This window comes from Sphingomonas aquatilis (assembly GCF_014196115.1).
GTDB classification, from domain to species: domain Bacteria; phylum Pseudomonadota; class Alphaproteobacteria; order Sphingomonadales; family Sphingomonadaceae; genus Sphingomonas; species Sphingomonas aquatilis.
Map to the genome: position 1 here is coordinate 239045 of NZ_JACIDB010000001.1, position 25265 is coordinate 264309.

The 25265-nt window shown below is 68.4% G+C and carries 24 protein-coding genes; 19 read left to right on the top strand and 5 right to left on the bottom strand.

Going from position 1 to position 25265, the window contains the following annotated elements; all coding sequences use genetic code 11:
• Positions 1-12: 12 nt before the first annotated feature.
• From GGR47_RS01130 to GGR47_RS01140, 3 genes are all read left to right on the top strand, one after another.
• The gene (locus GGR47_RS01130; RefSeq protein WP_017977472.1) at positions 13-288 is read left to right on the top strand and encodes a DUF3572 domain-containing protein; all 276 of its coding nucleotides are present in this window, start codon (positions 13-15) and stop codon (positions 286-288) included.
• Positions 288-923, top strand: a complete 636-nt coding sequence (locus GGR47_RS01135; protein WP_017977473.1) for a hypothetical protein — start codon at positions 288-290, stop codon at positions 921-923. The genes GGR47_RS01130 and GGR47_RS01135 overlap by 1 nt, the downstream gene beginning before the upstream one ends.
• 64 nt (positions 924-987) lie before the next feature.
• Entirely contained in the window at positions 988-1452 is a 465-nt protein-coding gene (locus GGR47_RS01140; protein WP_147035845.1) for a RidA family protein, read from the top strand.
• Positions 1453-1464: 12 nt separating this feature from the next.
• Here the strand turns inward: GGR47_RS01140 and GGR47_RS01145 are convergent, their stop codons facing one another.
• Complete coding sequence (locus GGR47_RS01145; protein ID WP_147035844.1) at positions 1465-3117, bottom strand: thiamine pyrophosphate-binding protein; 1653 nt, start codon at positions 3115-3117, stop codon at positions 1465-1467.
• Between the two features lie 108 nt (positions 3118-3225).
• On the opposite strand from GGR47_RS01145, the gene GGR47_RS01150 reads away from it, so the two are divergent.
• A complete protein-coding gene (locus tag GGR47_RS01150) occupies positions 3226-4137 on the top strand; it encodes an SMP-30/gluconolactonase/LRE family protein (RefSeq protein WP_147035843.1) in 912 nt (303 codons plus the stop codon).
• A gap of 53 nt (positions 4138-4190) precedes the next feature.
• Here GGR47_RS01150 and GGR47_RS01155 read toward each other — a convergent pair whose 3' ends face one another.
• Together GGR47_RS01155 and trhO are read right to left on the bottom strand one after the other, a co-directional pair.
• Positions 4191-4571 (bottom strand): hypothetical protein, encoded by a 381-nt coding sequence (locus tag GGR47_RS01155; protein ID WP_147035842.1) that lies wholly within the window; start codon positions 4569-4571, stop codon positions 4191-4193.
• A gap of 179 nt (positions 4572-4750) precedes the next feature.
• Complete coding sequence (gene trhO, locus GGR47_RS01160) at positions 4751-5671, bottom strand: oxygen-dependent tRNA uridine(34) hydroxylase TrhO (RefSeq protein WP_147035841.1); 921 nt, start codon at positions 5669-5671, stop codon at positions 4751-4753.
• A gap of 147 nt (positions 5672-5818) precedes the next feature.
• Here trhO and GGR47_RS01165 point away from each other — a divergent pair, with 147 nt between their 5' ends.
• The 10 genes from GGR47_RS01165 to GGR47_RS01210 all read left to right on the top strand — a co-directional run bounded on the left by GGR47_RS01165 (position 5819) and on the right by GGR47_RS01210 (position 16065).
• Positions 5819-8041, top strand: a complete 2223-nt coding sequence (locus tag GGR47_RS01165; RefSeq protein WP_147035840.1) for a ribonuclease R family protein — start codon at positions 5819-5821, stop codon at positions 8039-8041.
• Positions 8038-8376 carry a hypothetical protein gene (locus tag GGR47_RS01170; RefSeq protein ID WP_147035839.1) on the top strand — a complete coding sequence of 113 codons (339 nt, stop codon included), beginning with the start codon at positions 8038-8040 and terminating at the stop codon, positions 8374-8376. Before GGR47_RS01165 ends, GGR47_RS01170 begins: the two co-directional genes overlap by 4 nt.
• 186 nt (positions 8377-8562) lie before the next feature.
• Entirely contained in the window at positions 8563-8718 is a 156-nt protein-coding gene (locus tag GGR47_RS01175) for a hypothetical protein (RefSeq protein ID WP_017977481.1), read from the top strand.
• Complete coding sequence (locus GGR47_RS01180; protein WP_017977482.1) at positions 8711-10072, top strand: DUF5935 domain-containing protein; 1362 nt, start codon at positions 8711-8713, stop codon at positions 10070-10072. The genes GGR47_RS01175 and GGR47_RS01180 overlap by 8 nt, the downstream gene beginning before the upstream one ends.
• Complete coding sequence (locus tag GGR47_RS01185; protein WP_147035838.1) at positions 10069-11106, top strand: acyltransferase family protein; 1038 nt, start codon at positions 10069-10071, stop codon at positions 11104-11106. The genes GGR47_RS01180 and GGR47_RS01185 overlap by 4 nt, the downstream gene beginning before the upstream one ends.
• A gap of 55 nt (positions 11107-11161) precedes the next feature.
• Positions 11162-12175, top strand: coding sequence for a DNA topoisomerase IB (locus GGR47_RS01190; protein WP_147035837.1), 1014 nt, complete (start codon positions 11162-11164; stop codon positions 12173-12175).
• 7 nt (positions 12176-12182) lie between these two features.
• Complete coding sequence (locus tag GGR47_RS01195; RefSeq protein WP_147035836.1) at positions 12183-13355, top strand: mechanosensitive ion channel family protein; 1173 nt, start codon at positions 12183-12185, stop codon at positions 13353-13355.
• A gap of 193 nt (positions 13356-13548) precedes the next feature.
• Positions 13549-13983 carry a MaoC family dehydratase gene (locus tag GGR47_RS01200; RefSeq protein ID WP_172436207.1) on the top strand — a complete coding sequence of 145 codons (435 nt, stop codon included), beginning with the start codon at positions 13549-13551 and terminating at the stop codon, positions 13981-13983.
• A 61-nt stretch (positions 13984-14044) separates the two neighbouring features.
• Entirely contained in the window at positions 14045-15223 is a 1179-nt protein-coding gene (locus tag GGR47_RS01205; protein ID WP_147035835.1) for an acetyl-CoA C-acyltransferase, read from the top strand.
• 359 nt (positions 15224-15582) lie between these two features.
• Complete coding sequence (locus GGR47_RS01210) at positions 15583-16065, top strand: pyridoxamine 5'-phosphate oxidase family protein (protein ID WP_147035854.1); 483 nt, start codon at positions 15583-15585, stop codon at positions 16063-16065.
• Between the two features lie 69 nt (positions 16066-16134).
• Here the strand turns inward: GGR47_RS01210 and GGR47_RS01215 are convergent, their stop codons facing one another.
• On the bottom strand, positions 16135-17367 hold the full coding sequence (locus GGR47_RS01215; RefSeq protein ID WP_147035834.1) for a polyhydroxyalkanoate depolymerase: 1233 nt from the start codon (positions 17365-17367) through the stop codon (positions 16135-16137).
• A 150-nt stretch (positions 17368-17517) separates the two neighbouring features.
• Between GGR47_RS01215 and GGR47_RS01220 the strand changes: the two genes are divergently transcribed.
• From GGR47_RS01220 to GGR47_RS01240, 5 genes are all read left to right on the top strand, one after another.
• Positions 17518-19302 (top strand): ABC transporter transmembrane domain-containing protein, encoded by a 1785-nt coding sequence (locus GGR47_RS01220; RefSeq protein ID WP_147035833.1) that lies wholly within the window; start codon positions 17518-17520, stop codon positions 19300-19302.
• A gap of 249 nt (positions 19303-19551) precedes the next feature.
• Positions 19552-20700 carry a saccharopine dehydrogenase family protein gene (locus GGR47_RS01225; RefSeq protein ID WP_147035832.1) on the top strand — a complete coding sequence of 383 codons (1149 nt, stop codon included), beginning with the start codon at positions 19552-19554 and terminating at the stop codon, positions 20698-20700.
• 48 nt (positions 20701-20748) lie between these two features.
• Complete coding sequence (locus GGR47_RS01230) at positions 20749-21984, top strand: TIGR04063 family PEP-CTERM/XrtA system glycosyltransferase (protein ID WP_147035831.1); 1236 nt, start codon at positions 20749-20751, stop codon at positions 21982-21984.
• Complete coding sequence (locus GGR47_RS01235; protein WP_244305011.1) at positions 21957-22640, top strand: hypothetical protein; 684 nt, start codon at positions 21957-21959, stop codon at positions 22638-22640. The genes GGR47_RS01230 and GGR47_RS01235 overlap by 28 nt, the downstream gene beginning before the upstream one ends.
• Before the next feature lie 102 nt (positions 22641-22742).
• Positions 22743-24314, top strand: a complete 1572-nt coding sequence (locus GGR47_RS01240; RefSeq protein ID WP_147035830.1) for a spinster family MFS transporter — start codon at positions 22743-22745, stop codon at positions 24312-24314.
• 4 nt (positions 24315-24318) lie between these two features.
• Here the strand turns inward: GGR47_RS01240 and bla are convergent, their stop codons facing one another.
• Positions 24319-25170: a subclass B3 metallo-beta-lactamase gene (gene bla, locus GGR47_RS01245; RefSeq protein ID WP_147035829.1), complete on the bottom strand. Its 852-nt coding sequence runs from the start codon at positions 25168-25170 to the stop codon at positions 24319-24321.
• Positions 25171-25265: the final 95 nt, after the last annotated feature.

Genomic DNA, 25265 nt, shown 5'->3' on the forward strand with positions numbered 1-25265 from the left:
GGACGATAGGCAATGCGCGGTCGCGATACAAACACCCCCGATGCGGAATTGCTGGGGCTTCAGGCACTGGCCTGGACGCTCGGCGAACAGGCGCGTGCCGATCGCCTGATCGCGACGACCGGCCTCTACCCCGACGATCTGCGCGCCCGTGCCGGCGAACCCGCCGTGCTCGCCGCGGTGCTGGCCTATCTCGAGGCGTATGAACCCGATCTCATCGCCTGCGCCGATGCGCTGGGCGTCACCCCGTCGGCGCTGGTCGCCGCACACCAGATGCTGGAGGCTCGCTGATGACCCAGACACCCCGATTCTTGCTGATCACCGATTGCGACGAAGTGCTGCTGCATATGGTCAAGCATTTCGGCACATGGGTGCGCGAAACGCACGATATCGACTTCACGCCCGATGGCGCCGATTTTGCCAATTCGATGCGCCGCCGCTCGACGGGCGAGACGCCGACGCAGGCGGAGATGTGGTCGATGCTCGGCGGCTTCTTCCCCTCCGAAATGCACCGCCAGACCCTGGTCCCCCACGCTGCCGAGGCGTTGGCGCGGCTCAGCGAGGTGGCGGACATCGTCGTCCTCACCAATCTGCTCGACAGCTGCCGCACCGCGCGGATCGACCAGCTCGCCGCCTTCGGCATTCATCACCGTGTCGAATGCAACCAGGGCGGCAAAGGCGATCCCGTGTCGCGCCTCGTCGAGGAGCATGGCAACCCGGTGACGGTGTTCGTCGACGATCTGGCCGTCCATCACGAATCGGTGTCGCGTCACGCGCCGCAGGTCCACCGGCTGCACATGGTCTCCGAACCCAGCCTGGCGCCCAGCGTCGCTCCCGCGCCGCACGCGCATGCGCGCATCGACGACTGGCGCGAGGCGGCGGACTGGATCGCCGCGCGCTTCGCCGCGGGGCAACCCGCCGCCTGACGGTTTACCGCCCGCTGCGCCATCGGCTAGACGCACGGGCAACGCATCATCGAAGGATACTGCCATGACCACGCACGTCGATCGCAAGCTCGAGGAACTCGGCCTCTCCCTGCCTGATGCGGCGGCGCCGGTCGCGGCCTATGTGCCGGTGGTCGAGGCGGGCGGCATGCTCCACCTGTCGGGCCAGCTGCCCTTCAAGGACGGCCAGCTCGTCACCGGCCGCCTGGGCGACGGCGTGTCGCTGGAACAGGGGCAAGAGGCCGCGCGCCTGTGCGGCCTGATGATCGTCGCGCAGGTCAAGAAGCACCTCGGCGGCGACCTGTCGCGCATCAAGCGCATCGTGAAGCTGGGCGTGTTCGTCAACAGCCACGGCGACTTCACCGATCAGCCCAAGGTCGCGAACGGCGCGTCCGAACTGATGGTCGCGCTGTTCGGCGACGCCGGCAAGCACGCCCGCAGCGCCGTCGGCGTCCCCGTCCTGCCGCTGGGCGCGGCGGTCGAGGTCGATGCGATCATCGAACTGGCGTAACGCGGCGCGGCGTCATCCCCGCCGCGCCACCGCGCTCAGCGTGGTGCCGGCGGTGATGACCTCGATATCGGTGCGGATATGCAACAGGCGCACCCCGCGTTGCGCCTGCGCGCGCGAGAGCGCCGGCGCGAAATCCTCGGTCCGCGTCACCGTCTCCGCCCAGCAGCCATAGGCCCGGCCGAGCGCCGCGAAATCGGGATTGGCCAGCGCCGTGCCCGACACGCGGCCCGGAAACTCGCGCTCCTGGTGCATGCGGATCGTGCCGTATCCGCCATTGTCGATCACCAGTACCAGCAGCTGCGCGTCATATTGCACCGCGGTCGCCAGTTCCTGCCCGTTCATCAGGAAACAGCCGTCGCCGGCGAGCGCCACCACCTGCCGCCCCGGATGGCGCAGCGCCGCGGCAACGGCGGCGGGCAGGCCATAGCCCATCGCCCCCGCCGTTGGCGCCAGTTGCGTGCCCGGCGCGGCATAGGGCCAATAGCGGTGCCACCAGCCGCTGTAATTGCCCGCGCCGTTGCAGATGATCGTATCCGCGGGCAGCGCCTCACGCATCGCCGCGACGCAGGGCCCCAGGTCCATCGCCACGCCGTCGCGCGCCGCGGGCGTCGACCACGCCTGCCAATCGGCATGCGCGGCGGCGCCACCGGCGTTCGGCGGTCCGTCGATCGCGTTCAAGCCTTCCGCAAATTCCGCCATGCCGGCGCAGATCGCCAGGTCGGTGCGGTACGTCATGCCCAGCTCGTCGGCGTCCGGGTGGACGTGGATCAGCCGCTGGCCCGGATGCTCCGGGGTGATCAGCGCATAGCCATCGGTCGTCGCCTCACCCAGTCGCGGGCCCACGACCAGCAACATGTCGGCGGCCTTGATCCGCGCGACGAGCTTCGGGTTCGGGCCATAGCCCAGATTCCCGGCATAGGCGGGGCAGGCGTTGGGGATGGCATCCTGCCGGCGAAAGGCGGCGGCGACGGGTACACCGGTGCGATCCGCCCAGGCGGCGAAATCCTGCGCCGCGATCCCATCCCATCCCGCACCGCCGACGATCGCGACGGGGCGTTCGGCGGTGGCGAGCAGATCCGCAAGCTGCGCCATCGCGCCCTCGTCGCACCCCTGCGCCGCGCGCTCAACACGCGGCCGGTCGGTGGCCTCGACCGCATCGAGCAGCATGTCCTCGGGCAGCGCCAGCACCACCGGCCCCGGCCGCCCGTTCATCGCCACCGCATAGGCGCGGGCGACATATTCCGGGATGCGGGCCGCATCGTCGATGCGCGCCGCCCATTTGGCGAGCGGCCCGAACATCGCAGCGAAATCGACCTCCTGAAACGCCTCGCGATCGCGGGTGCCGCGGTCGACGTCGCCGATGAACAGGATCATCGGCTGCGAATCCTGCCGCGCGACATGCACGCCGATCGAGGCGTTGGTCGCGCCCGGCCCGCGCGTCACGAAGGCGATGCCCGGCCGGTGCGTCAGCGTACCGTCGGCGCACGCCATGAAGGCCGCGCCGCCTTCCTGCCGGCACACCACGGTTTCGATCTGCGGCGTATCGTGTAGCGCATCGAGCACCGCGAGGAAGCTTTCGCCCGGCACGGTGAAGATGCGTTCGCACCCTTGCGCGAGCAATTGGTCGACGAGGATGCGGCCGCCGGTCCGGGTCTGTCTCTCCATGCGCGCGACTGTGCCCCGCGGCGGCGACGATGTCGAGGAAGGGACTTGCCAGCGCCACCGCCGCTGGCGATGCTGCGTCAGCATCGACGACGTGGGAGAGGCGCGCGGATGACGTGGCGGACGGTGGCGCAGGGCCTGCGCTTTCCCGAAGGACCGGTGGCGATGCCCGACGGCAGCGTCATCCTGGTCGAGATCGCGGCCGGGCGCATCACCCGCATCGATGCGGAGGGCCGGATCGACGTGGTCGCAGAGCCGGGCGGCGGACCGAATGGCCTGGCGATGGGGCCCGACGGCAAGCTCTATTGCTGCAACAACGGCGGGTTCAACTGGCATGAGGCGGGCGGTTTTCTGGCGCCGCACGGACAGGCCGACGAGTATAGCGGCGGGCGCATCGAACGGATCGACCCGCTGCGCGGCACGGTCGACGTGCTGTACGCCGACGGCGATTTCGGCTGTTCGCTGCGTGGCCCCAACGACATCGTGTTCGATGCGCATGGCGGCTTCTGGTTCACCGACCACGGCAAGACGCGCCCCCGGGAGCGCGACGTCACCGGCATCTTCTACGCCAAGGCGGACGGCAGCTTCCTGGAAGAGGTGGTGTTCCCGTCGGAAAACCCGAACGGCATCGGCCTGTCACCCGACGGCAGCCGCCTTTACGCGGCAGAGACCTACACATGCCGGCTGATGGCGTTCGACGTGACCGCCCCCGGCAAGGTCGCGCCCGGCGGCGGGCCGGGCGGGCCCGGCATCCCGGTCTATCGACCGGCGGGGTATAAGTTCTTCGATTCGCTGGGTGTCGAGGCCAGCGGGAACATCTGCGTCGCGACGATCGGAGAAAGCGGGATCAGCGTCGTGTCCCCGGCGGGCGATCTTGTTGAATTCGTCGCGACCGACGACGTGTTCACGACCAACATCTGCTGGGGCGGGGACGATCTGCACGATGCGTATGTCACGCTGTCGGGCAGCGGCCAGCTGGTGACGATGCGTTGGCCGCGAGCCGGCTTGCGCCTGGCTTATTGACGGAAAGGCGTGCGCGGCGATCGGTCCGCTAACACGCGCGCCTTATCGTCCGCTTACACCCGCGACCGCGGACCGAAGTCGAACCAGCCCGGACGCTGGCCTGCCGGATAGGCCGGGCGGGCGGCGGTCTGACGCCGGCCGGTCAGGCGCTCGCCGATCGTCGGCGCCGTCGTGGTGGCGACCTGCGCCGCGACGGGCCGGGCCTGCGCCGCTTCGGTCAGCCGCGCATTCTCGCGCTCCAGTTCGGCGACGCGGGCATTCGCGGCAGCCAGGCTCGTATCGCCCTGCTTGCGATAGGTGCCGTGCGCCTCGCGCTCCGCGGCATAGCGCGCCTTCCACTTCTTGCCGCCGCTGCTGCTCGCCAATCCGAAGAACCAGCCTGCGATGAGGCACAGCGCCAGCGCGGCGAATTGCGTGGTGGTGGTGAACAGCATCCGTCGAGCCTCCTGTTACGGCAGCATAACGACGATGCCGGGGGTTGGTTCATCCGACAGGCGACCGTCCCGCACGCTTCCTCACCCTATCGACGGCTTCGCCGTCTCTTCCCTCTGCCATCGGGAGAGGGAGGGAGGCGCGCCAGCGCCGGAAGGGTGAGGGCGGGTGCGCGACGCGCTCAATCCCCAAACCGTCGCCCGACATGCGCCTCGCCGCGCGCCTCCGCCAGCTGCGCCTGCCGGTGCCGCTCCGCATAGCGCGCCCGATCCGCCGCATCGCGAGTGTCGTGGCAGCGCGGGCAACTCACCCCCTCCTCGTACAAGGGCGACGCGCGATCCGCCTCCGACACCGGCATCCGGCACGCGCGGCACAGGCCATGGCTACCCGGCGCCAGGCCGTGCCCCACCGCCACCCGTTCGTCGAACACGAAACATTCGCCTCGCCATGCGCTCTGCTCGGCGGGCACCTCTTCCAGATATTTCAGGATGCCGCCCTTCAGGTGGAACACGTCGGGCACGCCCTCCGCCTTCAGGAACGCCGTCGCCTTTTCGCAGCGGATGCCGCCGGTGCAGAACATCGCGACGCGCTTGGTGCCGGCGAGCAATTCATCGCGATGCGCCCGAAACCAGCCCGGAAATTCGCGAAAAGACCGCGTCTCGGGATCGACCGCGCCATCGAACGTGCCGACCGCCACCTCGTAATCGTTGCGCGTGTCGATCAGCACCGTGCCCGGATCGGCGATCAGCGCATTCCAGTCGGCGGGATCGACATAGGTGCCGGGATCGGTCGGGTCGACCAGCGGCTCGCCCATCGTCACGATCTCGCGCTTCAGCCGCACCTTGGTACGGTGGAAGGGCATCGTGTCCGCCGCGGAGAACTTCACCTCCAGCGCCGCACAGCCGGGCAGGGCGCGGATATGCGCGAGCACCGCGTCGACGCCCTCGGCCGGTCCGGCGATCGTCCCGTTGATCCCTTCCTCCGCCAGCAACAGCGTGCCGCGCACGCCCTGCGCCTCGCAAAAGGCCAGCAGCGGGCCCTGTAGCGCGGCGGGATCGGCGAAACGGGTGAAGTGGTACAGCGCGGCAACGGTGACGGACATGGGTAGGCCCATAGTCGGTTCACGCGACAACGCGAAGCCGCGAAGAAGCAGGATGGCCTCGCTCATTCGCAACCTCGTCGCGTCTTCGCGCCTTGGCGTGAACAAACATGCGGTGACGAACCCGCCCGCGCGCCCTATCTCCACTAAGTGGCAAAGAAACCCAGACCCGGCCTGCCGACGCAGGCGCAGATCCTCGACTTCATCACGCAATCGGAGGTTCCCGCCGGCAAGCGCGAGATCGCCAAGGCCTTCGGCCTGACCGCGCAGGAAAAGATCGCGCTGAAGGCGATGCTGAAGGACATGGCCGACGAAGGCCTGATCGACAGCGCCCCCGGCCGCGCCTTTCACAAGATGGGCGGCCTGCCCAAGGTGACCGTGCTGCGCATCGCCGACGTGGACGATGGCGGCAACGTCTGGGCGGTGCCCGATCGCTGGGAGGCGGACGGCCCCGTACCGCGGCTGCGCGTCCGCGAACGCAAGCGTGGCGCGCTCGGCATCGGCGAACGCATCCTCGCCCGCACCGAAGAGGCGGGCAAGGGCTGGATCGCGCATCCGATGAAGGTGCTCGCCAAGGCTTCGGAGCAAATTCTCGGCGTGCTGCGGCAAGAGGGCGAGCGGTTCTGGCTGACCGGCGTCGAGAAGAAGGAGCGACGCGAATTTCCCGTCTCCGACACCGGCGGCGCGGCGGCGGGCGACCTCGTCATGGCGGAAATGGGCGGGCGACCGCCGCGCATCACCGTCCGCGTCGTCCAGCGCTTGGGCGATCCGTTCGCACCGCGCAGCTTCTCGCTGATCGCGATCCACAAGCTCGGCATCCCGGACGTCTTCTCGGGCGATACGCTCGACGAGGCAAAGCGCGTGTCGGAACTGCCGCTGGGCGAAGACCGCGAAGACCTCACGCACCTGCCGATCGTCGCGATCGACCCGGTCGATGCGCGCGATCATGACGATGCCGTCTGGGCCGCGCCACATGAGGACGGCGGCTGGCAGGCGGTCGTCGCGATCGCCGACGTCAGCTTTTACGTCCGCCCCGGCTCGGAGCTCGACCGCGAGGCGCGGCGGCGCGGCAATTCGGTTTATTTCCCCGATCGCGTCGTGCCGATGCTGCCCGAAATCCTGTCGGCGGAAGTGTGCTCGCTGAAGGAAGGCGAGGATCGCGCGGCGCTCGTCTGCCACCTTCACATCTCCAAATCGGGCAAGCTGGCAAGCTGGCGCTTCGCCCGCGCCCGCGTGCGGATCGCCGCCAACCTTGCCTATGAAGAGGCGCAGGCGACGATCGACGCCGATGCCGGCGCGATGATCGACGTGCTGCGCCCGCTCTGGGCCTGCTGGCGCGCGCTGGCGAAGGCGCGCGATGCGCGCGAACCGCTCGACCTCGACCTGCCCGAACGCCGCGTCGTGCTCGACGAGCAGGGCCGGATCATGTCGGTCGCGCCGCGCGAACGGCTCGATGCGCACCGGCTGATCGAGGATTATATGATCGCCGCCAACGTCGCCGCCGCCAAGGCGCTGGAGGCGAAGAAGGCGCCGGTGATGTACCGCGTCCACGAACCGCCCAGCCGTGAAAAGCTCGTCGCGCTGAAGGACTATCTCGAGACGTTCGACGTGCCCTTCGCGCTCGGCCAGCTCATTCGCCCGGCGACGTTCAACCACATCCTCGACCGGATCGGCCCAGAAGCCGACTTCCGCCCGCAGGTGATGGAGCAGGTGCTGCGTACGCAGACTCAGGCCTATTACGCGCCCGCCAACCAGGGGCATTTCGGCCTGTCGCTGGGTAGCTACGCGCACTTCACCTCGCCGATCCGCCGCTATGCCGACCTCGTCGTCCACCGTGCGCTCGTCGCGGCCTATGGCCTGGGCGAGGGCGGGCTCACCAAGGCGGATGCCGAGGCGATGGAGCAGATCGGCACGACGATCAGCGCGCTCGAACGCCGCGCGATGGAGGCGGAGCGCGACACGATCGACCGCTATGTCGCCGCCTTCCTCGCCGAACGCGTCGGCGAGACGGTGTCGGCGCGGATCACCGGCGTGCAGAATTACGGCTTCTTCGCCACCGTCGAGGGGATCGGCGGCGACGGCCTGATGTCGGTCCGCGACCTGGGCGGCGAATATTTCCGCTTCGACGAGGCGGCCCGCACGCTGACCGGCGAGGACAGCGGCGAGGCATATGCGCTGGGGCAACGGCTGGAACTCCGCCTTGCCGAGGCGAACCCGGTGTCGGGCGCGCTGCGCTTCGAACTGCCCGGCGGCAAGGGCGCCGCGCCCGGGCCGCGGCATCTCGGCAAGGGCATCAAGGGTGGCCGCAAGGATCGCGTCGTCACGCGCCGCGGTCGGCCCGGCAACATCCGCCACAACGGCAAGCGGCGGTGAGCGACCGGCTGACGCGCGTCGCGACATCCGGCCTGCGCGGCACGGTGCGCGACCGCTATCTGGTCCACGGCACGATCGCCCCGCGCTTCGTCGCGGCGCATGCGGTGATCGCCGACGACGCGATGCCCTTCACGCCCGCCGACGCGCGCGAGGCGAAGGCCTTCGCCGCGATGATCGCCGACGGATCGATCCGTGCGGTGGGGCAGGGCCGCTTCTGGTTCGACATGCAAGCCTACGAAACCGCCGCCGCGGCGCGCCGGGCGAAGCGCGTGCCGGTATTGCTGATGGTTGCGCTGCTGATCGCCGCAGTGGCGGTGGCTTTCTACCGCATCTAGTCCCACTCGTCATTCCGGCGAACGCCGGAATCCATGGACACGCGGCGTCCGGGGCGGTCACACCACAAGCGGCACCGCAACCATGGATTCGGGCGTCCGCCGGGATGACGAAGCGAGTAATCCCTTAACGCCGCATCAACCCGAACCCCCTACACCTGTCGCCTGGACAAGGAGCGCTCGCACGCGATGATCGACAATCTGTCGCTGGCGCTGACGCACGGCCTGATGCTGCTCGCCGCCTGGCGCCTGCTGCGCCGCCCCGACCTCGATTCCGAAGCGCCGCCGCCGCGCCACTGGCGCGCTCGCCGCAGCACGCCGCCGGAGCCGCCCGCCGGTGCGTGATCTCGTCTTCGTCGCCTTCCTCGCCGCGCTGTTCGGAATGGGCCTTCGCCGTCCGTTCCTGCTGGTGTGCGCCTACGTCTATATCGACATCGTCTCGCCGCAGCGGCTGACGTATATCCTGCTCAACGCCGTGCCGATTTCGCTGATCGCGGTGGTGCTGGCGGTCGGTGGCTGGCTGCTGATGGACGACAAGAGCGACAGCCGCTTCGCGCCGCGACAGGGCCTCATCATCCTGCTGCTGCTCTATTGCGGGATCACGACGATGGGCGCGGACTTCCCCGTCGACGCGCGCGACAAATGGGACTGGGTGTGGAAGTGCCTGGCCTTCGCCGCCTTCCTGCCGCTGACGTTGCGCACGCGCCTGCGCATCGAATCGCTGCTATTGTTCATGATCCTGTCGGCGGCGACGATCATCATCGTCGGCGGCATCAAGACCGCGGCCGGCGGCGGCGGCTATGGCCAGCTCGACCTGATGGTGACCAACAATTCGGGCCTGTACGAGGGGTCGACCATCTCCACCGTCGCGATCGCGATCGTGCCGCTGATCGCCTGGTTCATGCGCTGGGGCACGATCTTCCCGCCCGACTGGAAGGTGAAGGGCTTCTGCCTGTGCCTGATCTTCGCCTGCCTGCTGATCCCGATCGGCACCTCGACGCGCACCGGCACGCTGTGCACCGTGCTGGTCGCGCTGCTCTCGCTGCGCAACACCAAGCGCAAGTTCACCTATCTCGCCATGATCGGCGCGGCCGGGCTGCTCGCGGTGCCGTTCCTGCCCGCGAGCTTCACCGAGCGGATGAGCACGATCAAGAGCCATGACGCCGACGAATCCGCCTCCACCCGCATCGCCGTGTGGCAGTGGACGATCGACTATGCCAAGGCGCACCCCTTCGGCGGCGGGTTCGAGGCGTTCCGCGGGAACCACATCCGCTACGAGATCAAGAAGACGACCGCGGCGCAGGGCGATGCCGCCGCGACCGTCGCCGATCAGGCGGTGACCGACAAGGCGCGCGGCTATCACAGCGCCTATTTCGAGATGCTGGGCGAACAGGGTTATCCCGGCCTGGCCTTGTGGCTGGCGATCAGCCTGATCGGCCTCGTTCGCATGGAAGTGCTGCGCCGCCGCTATCGCGATCCCGCCGGCCCCTTCGGCTGGGCGGGTCCGCTCGCCGCTGCGCTCCAGACCGCGCATCTCGTCTACCTGCTCGGCGCGGCGTTCATCGCCATCGCCTTCCAGCCGTTCATCTACATGCTGCTCGGCGCGCAGATCGGCCTCGACACCTATCTCGCCCGCCGCCGCAGCGAAGAGGGCCAGGCGCCGCTGCGCAAGCCACGGGGCGACGCCATTCCAGCATGAGCGAACTGCGCGCCCTCACCTCCGCGCGCGGCATCGCCGCGTGGCTGGTCGTCCTCTACCACATTCGCGCCAGCATCGCGGGCCTGCCGCACGGCGTCGAGGCGGTGTTCGCCAAGGGCTATCTCGCCGTCGATTTCTTCTTCCTCTTGTCCGGTTTCGTCATCTGGCTGACCTGGCACGACCGGCTGCGCGGGCAGGGTGCCGCCGGCATCGCCCGCTTCCTGCAAAAGCGCGTCGCGCGCATCTGGCCGCTGCATGGCGTCATGCTGGCCTTCGGCGTCGCGCTGGCGCTCGCGCTGTGGGCGACCGGGCGCAGCGACCCCGCCTTTCCCTTCGCCGAACTGCCGCTGCATGGGCTGCTGGTGCAGAATTGGGGCGTCACCGATGCGCTGCACTGGAACGATCCGGCCTGGTCGATCAGCTGCGAACTCGCCGCCTATCTGCTGTTCCCGCTGCTGATCCTGACGATCGAATGGCGACGCCTGCCCGCGCTTGCGCTGGTGGCCATCGCAGCGGCGATCCTCGCTGGCCTGCACATCGCCATGCAGGGTGCGCCGACGCTGGGCTGGGACATTCCGCGCTTCGGCCTCATCCGCTGTCTCGCCGAATTCGCCACCGGCACGATCCTCGCCGCGCTGTTCCTGGGCCGCCCGTCGCTCGTCTGGTCACTCGGCATCGCCGCGGTCGGCGCGGCGGCATGGGTGCTGGGTTTGCCCGAAACCCTCGCCGCGCCCGTCACGTTCGCCGCGCTGCTGCTCGCGCTGGCGCTGACCGCCGGCACGCCGCACCATCCGCTCGAGGGGCGCTGGCTCCACGCGCTCGGCGACATCAGCTACGCAACCTATCTGTCGCATTTCCTGCTGTGGAAGGCATTCAAGCTCGTCGCCGTCCGCGATGCCGCGTCGGTGCCCTGGCCGGTCATCGCGCTCTATCTCGCGCTGGTCTTCGCCGCGTCCGTGCTCCTCTACCGCTGGGTTGAACGGCCCGCGCAACGCTGGGTCAACGCGCTCGGGCGGCCGCGCGCCGCGGGGTAGCGCTCGGAACCGCCTGCGTCGCCTGGGCATTTCCTACTAGGAAGGGAGTGCCCAATTGGCCGCACGCATAGTCTATTGCGATGATTCCAAGCCCGGCATCACGCGCCGCAAGGTTCGCAATGGCTGGGCCTATTATGCGCCCGATGGCGACCGGATCACTGATCGTGACGAGATCGACCGGCTGAACGCGGTCGGCCTGCCCCCCGCCTATCGCGACGCCTGGTTTTGCCCCAAGCCCAACGGCCATATCCAGGCGGTCGGCTGGGACGAGAAGGGGCGCAAGCAATATCGCTATCACACCGGCTTTCGCGAAGCGCAGGAAGCGGCGAAATACGAAAAATGCGCCGATTTCGGCCATTGCCTGCCTAAGCTGCGCGCCCGCGTCGAGGCGGATCTGTCCGCACGCGGCCTGCCGCGCGATCGCGCCATCGCCGCGGTCGTGCGCCTGCTCGACATCGGTCACCTGCGCGTCGGCAACGAAGCCTATGCCGAAACGAACAAGAGCTACGGCGCCACGACGCTGCGCAAGCGCCACGGCACCGTCCGCGGCAACACGCTGAAGCTGCGCTACAGGGGCAAATCCGGCAAGGAACGCGATGTCGCGATCACCGATAAGCGGCTCGCGGCGACGGTGCGCAAGATGCAGGACCTCGACGAACAGCATCTGTTCGCCTGGGTGGACGACGATGGCGACGCGCACCCCGTCACCTCGTCCGACGTCAACGACTATATCAAGCGCGCGACCGGCGGCGACTTCACCGCCAAGCATTTCCGCACCTGGGGCGCCAGCGTCGCCGCGTTCGAGGCACTGGCCCGCGCCGAGGCGGACCTCAGCCTGAAGGCGCTGCTCGAACCCGTTGTCGCCCGCTTGGGCAACACGCCCGCCATCGCACGCAAGAGCTACGTCCACCCGTCCCTCATCGCCTTGGTGAAGACGGGGCAGGGCGCCTTCCGCCGCGCGTTGCGCCTGCCGCGTTCCGCCCGTCATCTCAGCCGTGAAGAGCGGGGGCTCATCGCCTTCCTCGAAGCCGGCACACCCAGCACGGCGCCGCTGAAAGCCGCGGCCTGATCTCCTTATGTCCAAAAATACGACCGCTACCGCTTCGCCGATCTTCGACAGCAACGGCGTCCAGGACCAATTGACCGGCCTGTACACCGCCAGCGAAGTCTGGCTGCACACGCACTGGTTGCAAATCCTCATCGCGCTCGCCGTCGGCGTGGTGATCGTCGTCGCGCTGCACGGCCTGCGCCGGCTCGGCGAACGCCTGTGCCGACGCAGGGACGTCGGCGGCGTCGCCGAAACGCTCGTCCGCCGTGGCTGGGGCGCGATCGTCGGGCGGGCGATCGCGCGCACCAACAACTTCTTCATCGTCATGCTCGCCGCCAAATTGGTCGCGGGCTATGCCGGTGCGCCGAGCCAGGTGTCGACGACGATCAACTTCCTGTGGACCGTCGCCTCCGTATTCCAGGCGGCGATCTGGGCGCGCGAGCTGATCCTCGGCGCGATCGAGCACCGCACCAGCAGCGAACATTATTCGGGCGAAGCGCTGCTCAGCGCGATGGGCCTCATCCGCCTGCTCGTCACCGTCGCGTTGTTCGCGATCGCGCTGGTCGTCGTGCTCGACAATCTCGGCGTCAACGTCACCGGGTTGATCGCTGGCCTGGGCGTCGGCGGTATCGCCATCGGTCTCGCCGCACAGGGCATTTTCGGCGACCTCTTCGCCGCGCTCGCGATCATCTTCGACCGTCCGTTCCGCCGCGGCGACAAGATCAGCTACGGCACGACCAACGGCGTCATCGAATCGATCGGCCTGAAGAGCACGCGCATCCGCGCCTTCACCGGCGAATTGCGCGTGATCAGCAACAAGCAGCTGCTCGACAAGGAAATCCAGAACATCAGCGTGCGCGACCATATCCGGCTCGCGTTCACGATCGGGGTCACCTACGAAACCCCGCCCGATACGCTCGCCCGCGTGCCGCAGATCATGCGTGAGATCGTCGAGGGCGAGGGCGGCAAGGTCGCACGGTCCAGCTTCGAAACCTTCGGCGCCTCCAGCCTCGATTTCGTGCTGCAATTCGACATCCCCGGCGACGATTGGGCGACCGCGCACCCGATGCGCGACCGCATCATGGTGTCGTTGATCCGCCGCTTTGCCGCGGAAGGGATCGGCATCGCCTATCCGACGCAGACGACCTACACCGCCGGCCCGGACGGCAAGCTCGTGATGCCCTACGCCCCCGCGTCCTAGGCGTTTTCGAACATCGGGTCCGCCGCGTTTGGCGCGGTTCGTCGTGTATGGATGCCGGGGTTCAAGCTTTCGGTCGGGAGAGGGGCTTGCGGAACGCCCCCGGCTCCGCCTACAGGATGGCGCGACGCGGAACGTCATCCGCGCGCCGCAATCGGGAGGGCGATTCTTCGTGACGACGATCACCGCGCAGGCGATGAAGGACAGGGTCGGCACCGAAACCGTGTCCGACTGGGTCGAGGTGACGCAGGCGATGATCGATCGCTTCGCCGAAGCGACCGGCGACCATCAGTTCATCCATATCGATCCCGTCGCGGCGGCGCAGACGCCCTTTGGTGGCACGATCGCGCATGGCTTTCTCACGCTGTCGCTAATGCCGCTGCTCAGCAGCAAGGTGCCAGACGCGCCGCAGATCGAAGGCGCGCGGATGGGCGTCAACTACGGCGGCAACAAGGTCCGCTTCCTCACCCCCGTCCGTTCGGGATCGCGCGTGCGCGGCCGCTTCACCCTGCTCGCCTTCGACGAGAAGCGCCCGGGCCAGTTCCAGCAGACCACCAATTTCGTCGTCGAGATCGAAGGGCAGGACAAGCCGGCCCTGATCGCCGAATGGATCAGCCAGATTTTCGTCTGACGCCAACTCTGTATTCACCGAACCCGCGCGCCGCGTCGCGCCCCATCAAGGAAGCCAGCCCATGCGCTCCGCCGTCATCGTTTCCACCGCCCGCACGCCGATCGGCCGCGCCTATCGCGGCGCCTTCAACAACACGACGCCGCAGGCGCTGGCCGGCCATGCCATCGAACATGCCGTCAAGCGCGCCGGCATCGATGGCGGCGAAGTGGAAGACGTGGTGTTCGGCGCTGCGCTTCAGCAGGGGCATCAGGCGGGCAATATCGCGCGCCAGGCGGCGTTGCGCGCCGGCCTGCCGATCACCGTGTCGGGCATGTCGCTCGACCGCCAGTGCGCCAGCGGCCTGATGGCGATCGCCACCGCGGCCAAGCAGATCGTGATCGACGGCATGGACGTCGCGATCGGCGGCGGCGTCGAGAGCATCAGCATGGTCCAGACCCCGCAGATGCGCGTCGCCCCCGACAAGCAGCTGCTCGCGATGCACAACGACATCTATATGCCGATGCTGCAAACCGCCGAAACGGTCGCCAAGCGCTACGGCATCGGCCGCGAGGCGCAGGATGCCTACGGCCTCCAGTCGCAGCAGCGCACCGCCGCGGCGCAGGCGGCGGGCAAGTTCGATGACGAGATCGTGCCGATGGCGGCGACGATGAACGTCGTCGACAAGGTGACGAAGGAGGTCAGCACCAAAGACGTCACGCTGTCGAAGGACGAGGGCAATCGCGCCGATACGACGCTGGAAGGCTTGCAGTCGTTGCAGCCGGTCGTCGGGCCGGACGGCGTCATCACCGCGGGCAATGCCAGCCAGCTGTCGGACGGCGCGTCGGCATCGGTGCTGATGGAGGAAAAGGTCGCGGCCGCGAAGGGGCTGACTCCGCTCGGTCGCTACGTCGGCATGGCGGTGGCGGGCACCAAGCCCGACGAAATGGGCATCGGCCCGGTCTTCGCGATCCCCAAGCTGCTCGAAAAGAACGGCCTGACGATGAAGGACATCGGCCTGTGGGAACTGAACGAGGCGTTCGCCGTCCAGGTCCTCTACTGCCGCGACACGCTCGGCATTCCCGACGAATTGCTCAATGTGAACGGCGGCGCTATCTCGATTGGACATCCCTACGGCATGTCCGGCGCCCGCATGACCGGCCACGCGCTGATCGAGGGCAAGCGCCGCGGTGCGAAGTATGTCGTGGTCACGATGTGCGTCGGCGGCGGCATGGGCGCGGCGGGGCTGTTCGAGGTCCTGTAAGTTGAAAGTTAGGCCCGAAAAGGGTATGTAGCGACTCGGACATTGTCATTGGTGTCCTCCTTGTGTGGGCCTCGACCGCTGCTACGGTCGAGGCCCAAAACGTTTGGAGCTCGAGCTGCTACCCGAGCCCCGCCCGTGTGCTTTACCTGTTACGACTATCGACGATCTTCACGGCCAAGGCCGCAAAGGCGATGATGACGCCCAGGATCTGGCACAAGTCGGCCACCGTCATTGCAGTGTCTCCTTGTGGCGACGGCAGGATTGCCGCCGCCGGCGATCGTGGCCGATGCGGTCTTTCCGCGCAACCAACCCCCGATGCGGTCGTTCTGCTGGCAAACCCCCGGTACAGGAGACGATGCATGGCCGATCAAGACAGCCCGCAGGAAGTGGCCGCCAAGTTCCTCGACAAGCTGAAGTCCAGCCCGTTCGTGATGATTGGCCTGATGGACGGCGAGCATTCCGAGCCGATGACCGCGCAGATCGACGACGAACAGCCCAATACGCTGTTCTTCTTCGCTGGCCGCGACAACCGCATTGCCAAGGGCGGCGACGCCATGGCGCAGTTCGTCGGCAAGGGGCACGACTTCTTCGCGTGCCTCGCGGGCACCGTCAGCCGTGACGACGATCGCACGCAGATCGACAAGCTCTGGAATAATCAGGTCGAAGCCTGGTTCCCGGGTGGGAAGGAAGACCCCAACCTGACGCTGCTGCGTTTCGATATCGACAGCGCCGAGCTGTGGGAAACCGATATCTCGATCGGCGGCCGGCTGAAAATGCTGTTCGGCGGCACGATCCGCAGCGACGAATCGAGCAGCCACGCCGTGGTCGACTCGGTCGCCTGAGGCGTCCGGCCTTATAAATGACGATAGGGGCGGTTCCGATCGGAGCCGCCCCTTCGCATATCTGGCGTGTCAGGCGTGCGCCGCCATCCATTCCTCGACGATCGGCGCCACCTTGTTGCGCCAGCGCGATCCGTTGAAGATGCCGTAATGGCCCGCACCCTCGGCCATGTAATAGCGCTTCTGCTCGGCCGGCAGGTTGGTGGCGAGCGTCAGCGCCGCCTTGGTCTGTCCGAGCCCAGAAATGTCGTCGCGCTCGCCCTCGATCGCCAGCACCGCGACGTCGGTGATCGCGCCGGGATCGACTAGGCGGCCGCGATGCATCATCTCGCCACGCGGCAGGGCATGCGTCTGGAAGACGAGATCGACCGTCTGCAAATAGAATTCCGCGGTCATGTCGCACACCGCGCGATATTCCTCATAGAAGTCCTTGGTGGCCTGCGCGCTTTCGCCGTCGCCCTGGACCAGATGCTTGAACATCTCCCAATGGCTCATCATGTGATTGCCGAGGTTCATCGACATGAAGCCGGCGAGCTGCAGGAAGCCGGGATACACCTTCCGCCCCGCGCCCGGATACATCATCGGCACGGTCACGACGACATTCTGTTCGAACCAGGCGTGCGGGCGTTCGGTGGCCAGCGTGTTGACCGCGGTCGGCGCCTCGCGCGTGTCGATCGGCCCGCCCATCATCGTCAGCGTCTTGGGCCGGCAGGGATGCTTGTCCGCGCTCATCAGCGCGACCGCGGCATAGCAGGGCACCGACGGCTGGCAGACCGCCAGCATATGCGTGCCGCCCTGGCCCTCGTTCGGCCCGATCGCTTCCAGGAAGGCGATCAGATAGTCGATATAATCGTCGAGGTCGAAATGGCCGTCCTTCAACGGCACCAGCTTCGCATCGCGCCAGTCGGTGATGTAGACGTCCGCGCTCGGCAGCATGCGTTCCACCGTGCCGCGCAGCAGCGTCGCGTAATGGCCCGACATCGGTGCGACGATCAGCAGCTTCGGCCCGCCTTCCACGCCATCGCGGCGGAAGCGCTTGAGCTGCCCGAACGGCTTTTGCAGCACGATCTCCTCATGCACCGCCACCTCCTGGCCATCGATGACGGTGTGATCGAGGCCGAAGGCCGGCTTGCCGCGCGTCGCGGAGGCATGGGCGAACACCTCCAGCGCGGAACTGACCAGCTGGCCGCCGCCGACATAGGACCAAGGGTTGGCCGGATTGCGCATCCAGTCCGCGCCGAAGGTCGCCATGGCGCTGGCCCCGGCCAGCATCGAGCGCTGCATTTCATAGGCGTCGTAGAGCATGATCGTGTCTTAGCCTGTATTGGTTGCCGTATACGTAACGGCATTCGCGCTTGCCGCAATCGTCTGAACGCCCGAGACGCGCGATAAGCGCCAGACCGAGTACGCGCCGGCGGCGTTGAGCCGTGTGCCCCCTGCTGCTAGGCGCGAGCGATGGCGCGTTCCCCCGTTTCCCCCACTCCCGCCGCCGGCAAGGGCCGGCTCGGCGACCTTCGCCTCGTGTGGGAGATCGCGCTGCGCTATCCCCGCCACATCGCCATCGCGCTGGCCGCGCTCGCCACCACCTCGGCGGCGACGATCGGCATTCCCTATGGTTTCAAGCGGGTGATCGACCGCGGCTTCGTCGCGGGCGGGCAGGGGACGGTGGATGCCTCCTTCCACTATCTGCTCATGATTGTCGCGGTGCTGGCGATTGCGACGGCGATCCGCTTCTACCACGTGTCGTGGCTGGGCGAGCGCGTCGTCGCCGACCTGCGGCTGAAGGTGCAGGCGCACCTGCTGGCGCTGACGCCGCGCTTCTTCGAGGAAAACCGCCCGTCGGAAATCGCCTCGCGGCTCACGTCCGATACGACGCTGATCGAGACGGTCGTCGGCACTACCGTGTCGATCGCGCTGCGCAACACCGCCACGGGCATCGGCGGCATGGTCTACCTGTTCGTGTTGTCGCCCAAGCTCGCCGGGATGCTGCTGCTCGGCATCCCCCTGGTCGTGCTGCCCATCACCATCTTCGGTCGCCGCATCCGCGCGCATTCGCGCACCTCGCAGGATCGGATCGCCGATGTCGGCGCGTTGGTGACCGAGACGCTGGGCGCGATGAAGATCGTGCAGGCATTCGGTCAGGAATCGCGCGAGGCGGCGCGCTTCGGCGCGGCGGTGGACGCGACCTTCGCCGCCGCGAAGCGCCGCATCGCGCTGCGCGCCGTGATGACCGCGATCATGATCGGCCTGGTCTTCGGGTCGATCGTGCTGGTCGTGTGGGAAGGCGTCGCCGACGTCACCGCCGGGCGCCTGTCGGGCGGCGGCATGTTCGCCTTCGTCGTGACGGGCGGCATCGTCGCGGGCGCGTTCGGCGCGCTGACCGAAGTCTATGGCGACCTGCTGCGCGGTGCGGGCGCGGCGAGCCGCATCGCCGAACTGCTGCGCGAAACGCCGGAGATCGCCCGGCCCGCCGCACCGATCCCCTTGCCCGTGCCGGTGGCGGGCGCACTCGCGTTCGAAGGCGTGCGCTTCCATTATCCCACCCGTCCCGATGCGGCGGCGATCGACGACCTGACGCTCAGCATCCGCCCGGGCGAAACGGTCGCGGTGGTCGGCCCCTCGGGCGCCGGCAAGTCAACGCTGTTCCAGCTCGCCGAACGCTTCTACGATCCCGCCGCGGGTCGCGTGCTGCTCGACGGCGTCGACCTGCGCGAAGCCGATCCCGCCGCAGTGCGTGCGCAGATGGCGATGGTGCCGCAGGATGCGGTGATCTTCGGCGCGAGCGCGCGCGACAATCTGCGCTACGGCCGGTGGGAGGCGAGCGACGACGAACTGTGGGCGGCGGCGGAGGCGGCCAACGCCGCCGAATTCCTGCGGACGCTGCCGCAGGGCCTCGACACGCATCTGGGCGAGGGCGGTGCGCGCCTGTCGGGCGGGCAGCGTCAGCGCGTGACGATCGCCCGCGCGCTGCTACGCGATGCGCCCATCCTGCTGCTCGACGAGGCGACCAGCGCGCTGGACGCCGCCAGCGAACGGCTGGTGCAGCAGGCGCTTGAACGGCTGATGCAGAACCGCACGACGCTGGTGATCGCCCACCGGCTGGCGACCGTGCGCGCGGCGCAGCGCATCGTGGTGATGGACCAGGGTCGGATCGTCGAGGACGGCACCCACGCCAGCCTGATCGAACGTGGCGGCCTGTACGCGCGACTCGCCCGGCTGCAGTTCAACGAAGCGGCGTAAGGGACACCCGTTACCCCACTCCCACGCCGTCATTCCCGCGAAGGCGGGAATCCAGACGCGCAGGTCCCACTTGAGCCGTACCGGTAGCGGTTCTGGATTCCCGCCTTCGCGGGAATGACGGGGGGAGGGTTGGGGCGCGCTTCCCCCTTCGTCATCCCGGCGTGCGCCGGTATGACGGGGAGAAGGCAGGCCTTGCCCCCACCGCCCCCAAAGAGCATGACGTTTGCGTAAAGCAAACGGGAGAGGGCAATGCGCGACTTCGACATCATCGTCTACGGCGCTACCGGCTTCACCGGGCGTCTCGTCGCCGAATATCTCAGCCAGCAAGGCGTCACCCGCTGGGCGATGGCGGGGCGCAGCCGCGCCAAGCTGGAGGAGGTGCGCGACCTGATCGGCGCGCCGGCCGATACGCCGCTGGTCGTCGCCGATGCCGACGATCCCGCCTCGCTGAAGGCGATGGCTGAGTCGACTCAGGTCGTGCTGACCACCGTCGGCCCCTACCAGCTCTACGGCGCGCCGCTGGTCGCCGCCTGCGTCGCCGCGGGCACCGCCTATGTTGATCTGTGCGGCGAGCCGGCGTGGATGCGCCACATGATCGACGCGCATCATGCCGAGGCGCAGCGCACCGGTGCCCGCATCGTCTTTTCCTGCGGCTTCGATTCGATCCCGTTCGACCTCGGCGTGCTGACGTTGCAGGAATGCGCACGCGCGAAATACGGCATGCCCGCGCCACGGGTGAAGGGCCGGGTGCGCGCCATGAAGGGCGGCTTTTCGGGGGGCACCGCCGCCAGCCTGAAGGCGACGCTCGCTGCGGCGGCCCGCGACCCCTCGATCGTCGGGCTGCTCGCCAGCCCGTTCGCGCTGACCCCCGGCTTCAGCGGCCCGCATCAGCCGACCGGCATGCTCCCCGAATTCGACGCGACGCTCAACACCTGGGTCGCACCGTTCATCATGGCGGCGATCAACACCAAGAACGTCCATCGCACCAACTATCTGCTCGGCCACCGCTACGGCACCGACTTCGTCTATGACGAGATGATGGTCGCAGGGCTCGGGGAGATGGGCAAGGCCGCGGCGGAGGCGATCGCCAAGCTCAACCCGCTCGCCGGTGACAAGGGCCCCAAGCCCGGCGAAGGCCCCAGCAAGGAGGAGCGCGACAACGGCCATTACGACCTGCTGTTCGTCGGCCTGATGCCCGACGGCGCACGGTTCGACGCGGTAGTGACCGGCAACCGCGACCCCGGTTACGGTTCGACCAGCAAGATGATCGCCGAAACCGCGCGCTGCCTGATCGAAACGGAGGGGGCGGGCGGCATCTGGACGCCGGGCGCATTGCTCGGCACCGGATTGCGCGATCGCTTGCAGGACAAGGCGGGGCTGACCTTTACCGCCGGCTAGGCTGCGGTTGACGCGGCATTAAGCACTGCGGGTGCAAGGGCTTGGGCCATGCGGATTCTCCATGTCCTCGACCACGGACTGCCCCTGCAAAGCGGCTACACCTTCCGCACGCGCGCAATCCTGAAGGCGCAGGAGGCGCGCGGCTGGCACGTCGCCGCCGCCACCGGCCCGCGCCATGGCCCGGCGCCGGACGCGGTCGAATCGGTCGATGGCCTGACCTTTTATCGCACGCAGGCGACGCGAAAGGGCGGCGTACTGGGGGAAGTCGGCGGCCTCGCTGCCTTTGCCCGGCGGATCGATGCGGCCGTCGACGCCTTCCGCCCCGATATCCTTCACGCCCATTCGCCCGTGCTCGATGCGATCGCCGCACTGCGTGTCGCGCGCGCACGGCGCCTGCCGCTGGTCTACGAAATCCGCGCCTTCTGGGAGGATGCGGCGGTCGGCAACGGCACGGGCACCGAAGGGTCGGCCAAATATCGCGTCACCCGCGCGATGGAGAGCTGGGCGGTGCAGCGCGCCGATGCCGTTGCAGTGATTTGCGAGGGCTTGCGCGGTGACCTGATCGCGCGCGGCGTGGCGGCGGACAAGATCGTCGTCTCGCCCAACGGCGTCGACCTGACGCTGTTCGGCGAACCGGTCGCGCGCGATCCCGCGCTCGCCGCACCCTTGGGGCTGGAGGATGCCGAGACGATCGGCTTCATCGGCAGCTTCTACGATTATGAGGGGCTGGACGATCTGATCGCCGCCATGCCCGCGCTGGTCACGGCCCGGCCCAAAGCGCGGCTGCTGCTGGTCGGCGGCGGGCCGATGGAGGCGGCGTTGCGCGCGCAGGCGGCGGCATCCCCGGCGGCGGACGCGATCCGCTTCGTCGGCCGCGTGGCGCATACCGAGGTGGAACGCTATTACGCGCTCGTCGACGTGCTCGCTTACCCGCGCAAGCGCATGCGCCTCACCGACCTCGTCACACCGCTGAAGCCGTTAGAGGCGATGGCGCAGGGCAAACTCGTCGCCGCGTCCGACGTCGGCGGCCATCGCGAACTGATCCGCGACGGCGACACCGGCACGCTCTTCGCCCCGGACGATCCCGCCGCCATCGCGATGGCGCTCGCCGGCCTGCTCGCCGACCGCAGCGGCTGGGATGCGCGCCGCGCCCGTGGGCGCGCGTTCGTCGAGGCGGAGCGTAACTGGTCGTCAAACATTCGTCGTTACGATCCCGTTTACCAGCGGCTCACGTCGGCCGCGCTGATGGACACAGCATGCCAGCATTCCCCGGCCAGCCTATGACCCAGACCATGCCGTCGCGCGCGGCGATGATGCGCTGGATCGCCCCGGTGGGTGGCGCAGTGGCGGCGCTGGCCGTCGTCCTGCTGTTCGTTGCCTTACCCGCCACCGTGCTGGAGGATTGGGTATGGCGCAGCGGCCTGCCGTCGCTGATCGGCGCGGCGGAACCGCCCTTGGGCATGACTGCGCGCGCCGTGCTGGCGCTGGCTGGTGGGGCGCTGGCCGGTGCGGTCACCTGGTCGGCGCTGTTCCTGCTGTTCGGCCCGGGGGGGCTGCTCGCCCCGCGCGCCGCTTCCAGCGATGGCGTCCCCGTCCTGCGCCGCGCCGATGCGCACCCTGATGCGCCTGCGCGCCGTCCGCTGTCGGCCGCGGATCTGGAGGATGACGACGACATGGTGTTTGCGCGCCCCGTTACCAGCGCGCCACCCCCACCGCCGCCGGTCGAACAGCCGATTCCGGCGGACCTCGACCTGCCGCTCGCCGCCTTCCACCCCGGTGCGCTGCCCCCCGTGCCGTTGACGCCGGTGCGCCCGGTGCCACCGCTGCGCGTGCCCGCCAAGCCGGCCGCCGAGGAGCCCGCCGCCCCCGCCGCCCCGCCGACGATCGAATCGCTGATCGATCGGCTGGAGCGCGTCACGCGTCGCCGTCCGAAGCGGTGAAGCGCACACCGCCAGACACACTTTAGAATATCGGGTATCGCTTTTGGGGTTATCGGGCCCCGGAACCTCTGTTAGCCTTCGGAAAAATCGAAGGAGAGGTCGATGGCTGGTCCCACCGCGTCCGGGGACGTGGCGGCGCAGGCGCCCGCGCCGCGCTATGCCTGGTATGTGCTGGGCATCCTGTTCGTCGTCTACGTTCTCAACTTCGTCGACCGGCAGGTGATCTCGATCCTGGCCGAAGACATCAAGCGCGACTTGAACCTGAAGGACGAAGACCTCGGCTTCCTCTACGGCACCGCCTTCGGTGTGTTCTACGCGCTGTTCGGCATCCCGCTTGGCCGCCTCGCGGACAGCTGGCATCGCGTGCGATTGATGACCGTCGGCCTCGCGCTCTGGTCGACGATGACCGCATTGTCCGGCTTTTCGCGCACCGGTGGACAGCTCGCTGCGGCGCGCATCGGCGTCGGCATCGGCGAGGCGACCGCGAGTCCCGCCGCTTATTCGCTGATCTCCGATTATTTCCCCAAGCGGCTGCGCGCGACGGCCTTGTCGATCTATTCGGCGGGCCTGTACGTCGGCGGTGGCGTGTCGCTGTTCATCGGCGGGTTGATCGTCCAGGGCTGGAACCGCGCCTATCCTGACGGCGGGCCCTTCGGTCTCGTCGGGTGGCAGGCGGCGTTCCTCGCGGTCGGCATCCCTGGCCTCATCGTTGCGCTATGGGTTGCGACGATCCGGGAACCGATCCGCGGGCTGGTTGAGGGGCTACCCGAACCGGACAAGCATCCCGCGCCCTTCCGCGCCTTCTTCCAGGAACTGCTCACGATCATCCCGCCGCTCACGCTGATCGGCGCGGCGCGCGGCGGCACGCGGGCATTGCTCATCAACCTCTCCGGCCTTGCCGCGGTGGTGGCGGTCGTCGCCTTCCTGATCGGAATCGGCGAACCCAAGCCGCAATGGCTGGCGATCGGCATCGGCGTCTATGCGGTCTTCTCCTGGGCCTGCGCGCTCAAGCGCCGCGATCCTGCGACATTCGCGCTGATTGTCGGCACGCCGGCCTTCCTCTGCACCGTCGTCGCCTACGGACTGAACTCGTTCCTCAGCTACGCCGCCAGCTTCTGGGCCGCGCCGTACGTGTTGCGTACATTGGGTGAGACACCGGCGCGCGCCGGCCTGTTGCTCGGCAGCAGCGGCGCGCTCGCCGGGTTCCTGGGCCTGACGATCGGCGGCATCGTCGCCGACCGCCTGCGCCGCACCGATCCTGCCGGGCGGCTGATCGTCGTGATCTTCGGCGCGACGGTGCCGATCCCGTTCCTGATCGGCGCCTTCACGGCCTCCAGCGTCTGGGTCTTCTACCCCTGCCTGTTCCTGTCGGGCCTCACCGCCAGCGGCGCGCTGGGGTCGGCGGCGGCAACGACGCAGGATCTGGTGTTGCCCCGCATGCGCGGCACCGCGACTGCGACCTTCTTCATCGGCACGACGCTGATGGGCCTGGCGATGGGGCCATATCTGGCGGGCCGCATCTCGACGCTGTCGGGCAGTCTGTCGGTCGGCATGCTGTCGCTGCTCGCGATCATGCCGGTGACGCTGACCTGCGCGATCGCCGCCTATCGCCTCGTCCCCGCCGCCGAGGCGTCACGCGAAGCGCGCGCGCGGGCGGCGGGGGAGCCGATCTGATCGCCTAGCGCGACCGCTCTTCACGCAACCGCGTCGCGACCTTGACCGCCGACGCGCGCGCATAGGCGCGGCAGGCGCCGGGCGCGGTGCGGAAGCGATCGGTCGCATCGTCCTGATCGGCATGCGCAGTGATCAGCAGGTCGCACGGCAGCGCCGCCATTGCCGCCTGACCCCGGCGAAAGGCAGCGAGCACCGGCCGCGCGGCAGGCGCGCTAAACCGATAGCCGGGCGCGGATACGGGGTTGAGGCTGCTCGCGAAGACGATGGCCTTGCATGTCCGCCCCTCGCAGGCGCGCCAGCTCCAGCTCATGCTGCCCATCGTATGCCCCGGCGTCGCCCGCGCGGTAACGACCGTGTCGCCCAGCCGCAGCGTCTCGCCATCGCGGATCGTGCGCACCGCCGGCACTGCGGGAAAGCGACTGTCATAGCCGCGCTGCGGATCGTCGGCGGCCAGCCGCCCCGAGCGCAGCCCCTCCGCCCCGCGCACGCTGGCGACGACCGTCGCGCCGGTATCGCGCGCCAGTGCGGCGAGGCCACCGGCATGGTCGAAATGCGGTTCGGTGCTGAGGATGTAGCGGATGCGCCGCGGGTCGAACCCCAGTTTGCGGATGTTGGCGAGGATCGCCGGCTCGGCCTGCGGCAATGCCCCGTCGATCAGGATCAGGCCGTCGCCGGTGTCGATCAGTGCGACGCTGAGCCCGCCGAAGCCCACAAGATAGGTCTTGCCGAATACCTGCACCGGCGGGGCGGGGCGCAGCCAGTCCTGCGCCTGTTCGACCGCGATAGGACGGGTCAGCGGATCGTCCGCGGTCGGGGAAACGGCGGCAAGCATGGCTGCAGACAGGGTGACGAGCATTGGCGGATCTCCTTCGCCGCGCAGAATGCCTCGGTGCAGACACCGCCGACAAAGCATCTTCTCTCGACACAGGCATGAACTCCCCTCATGTCTAA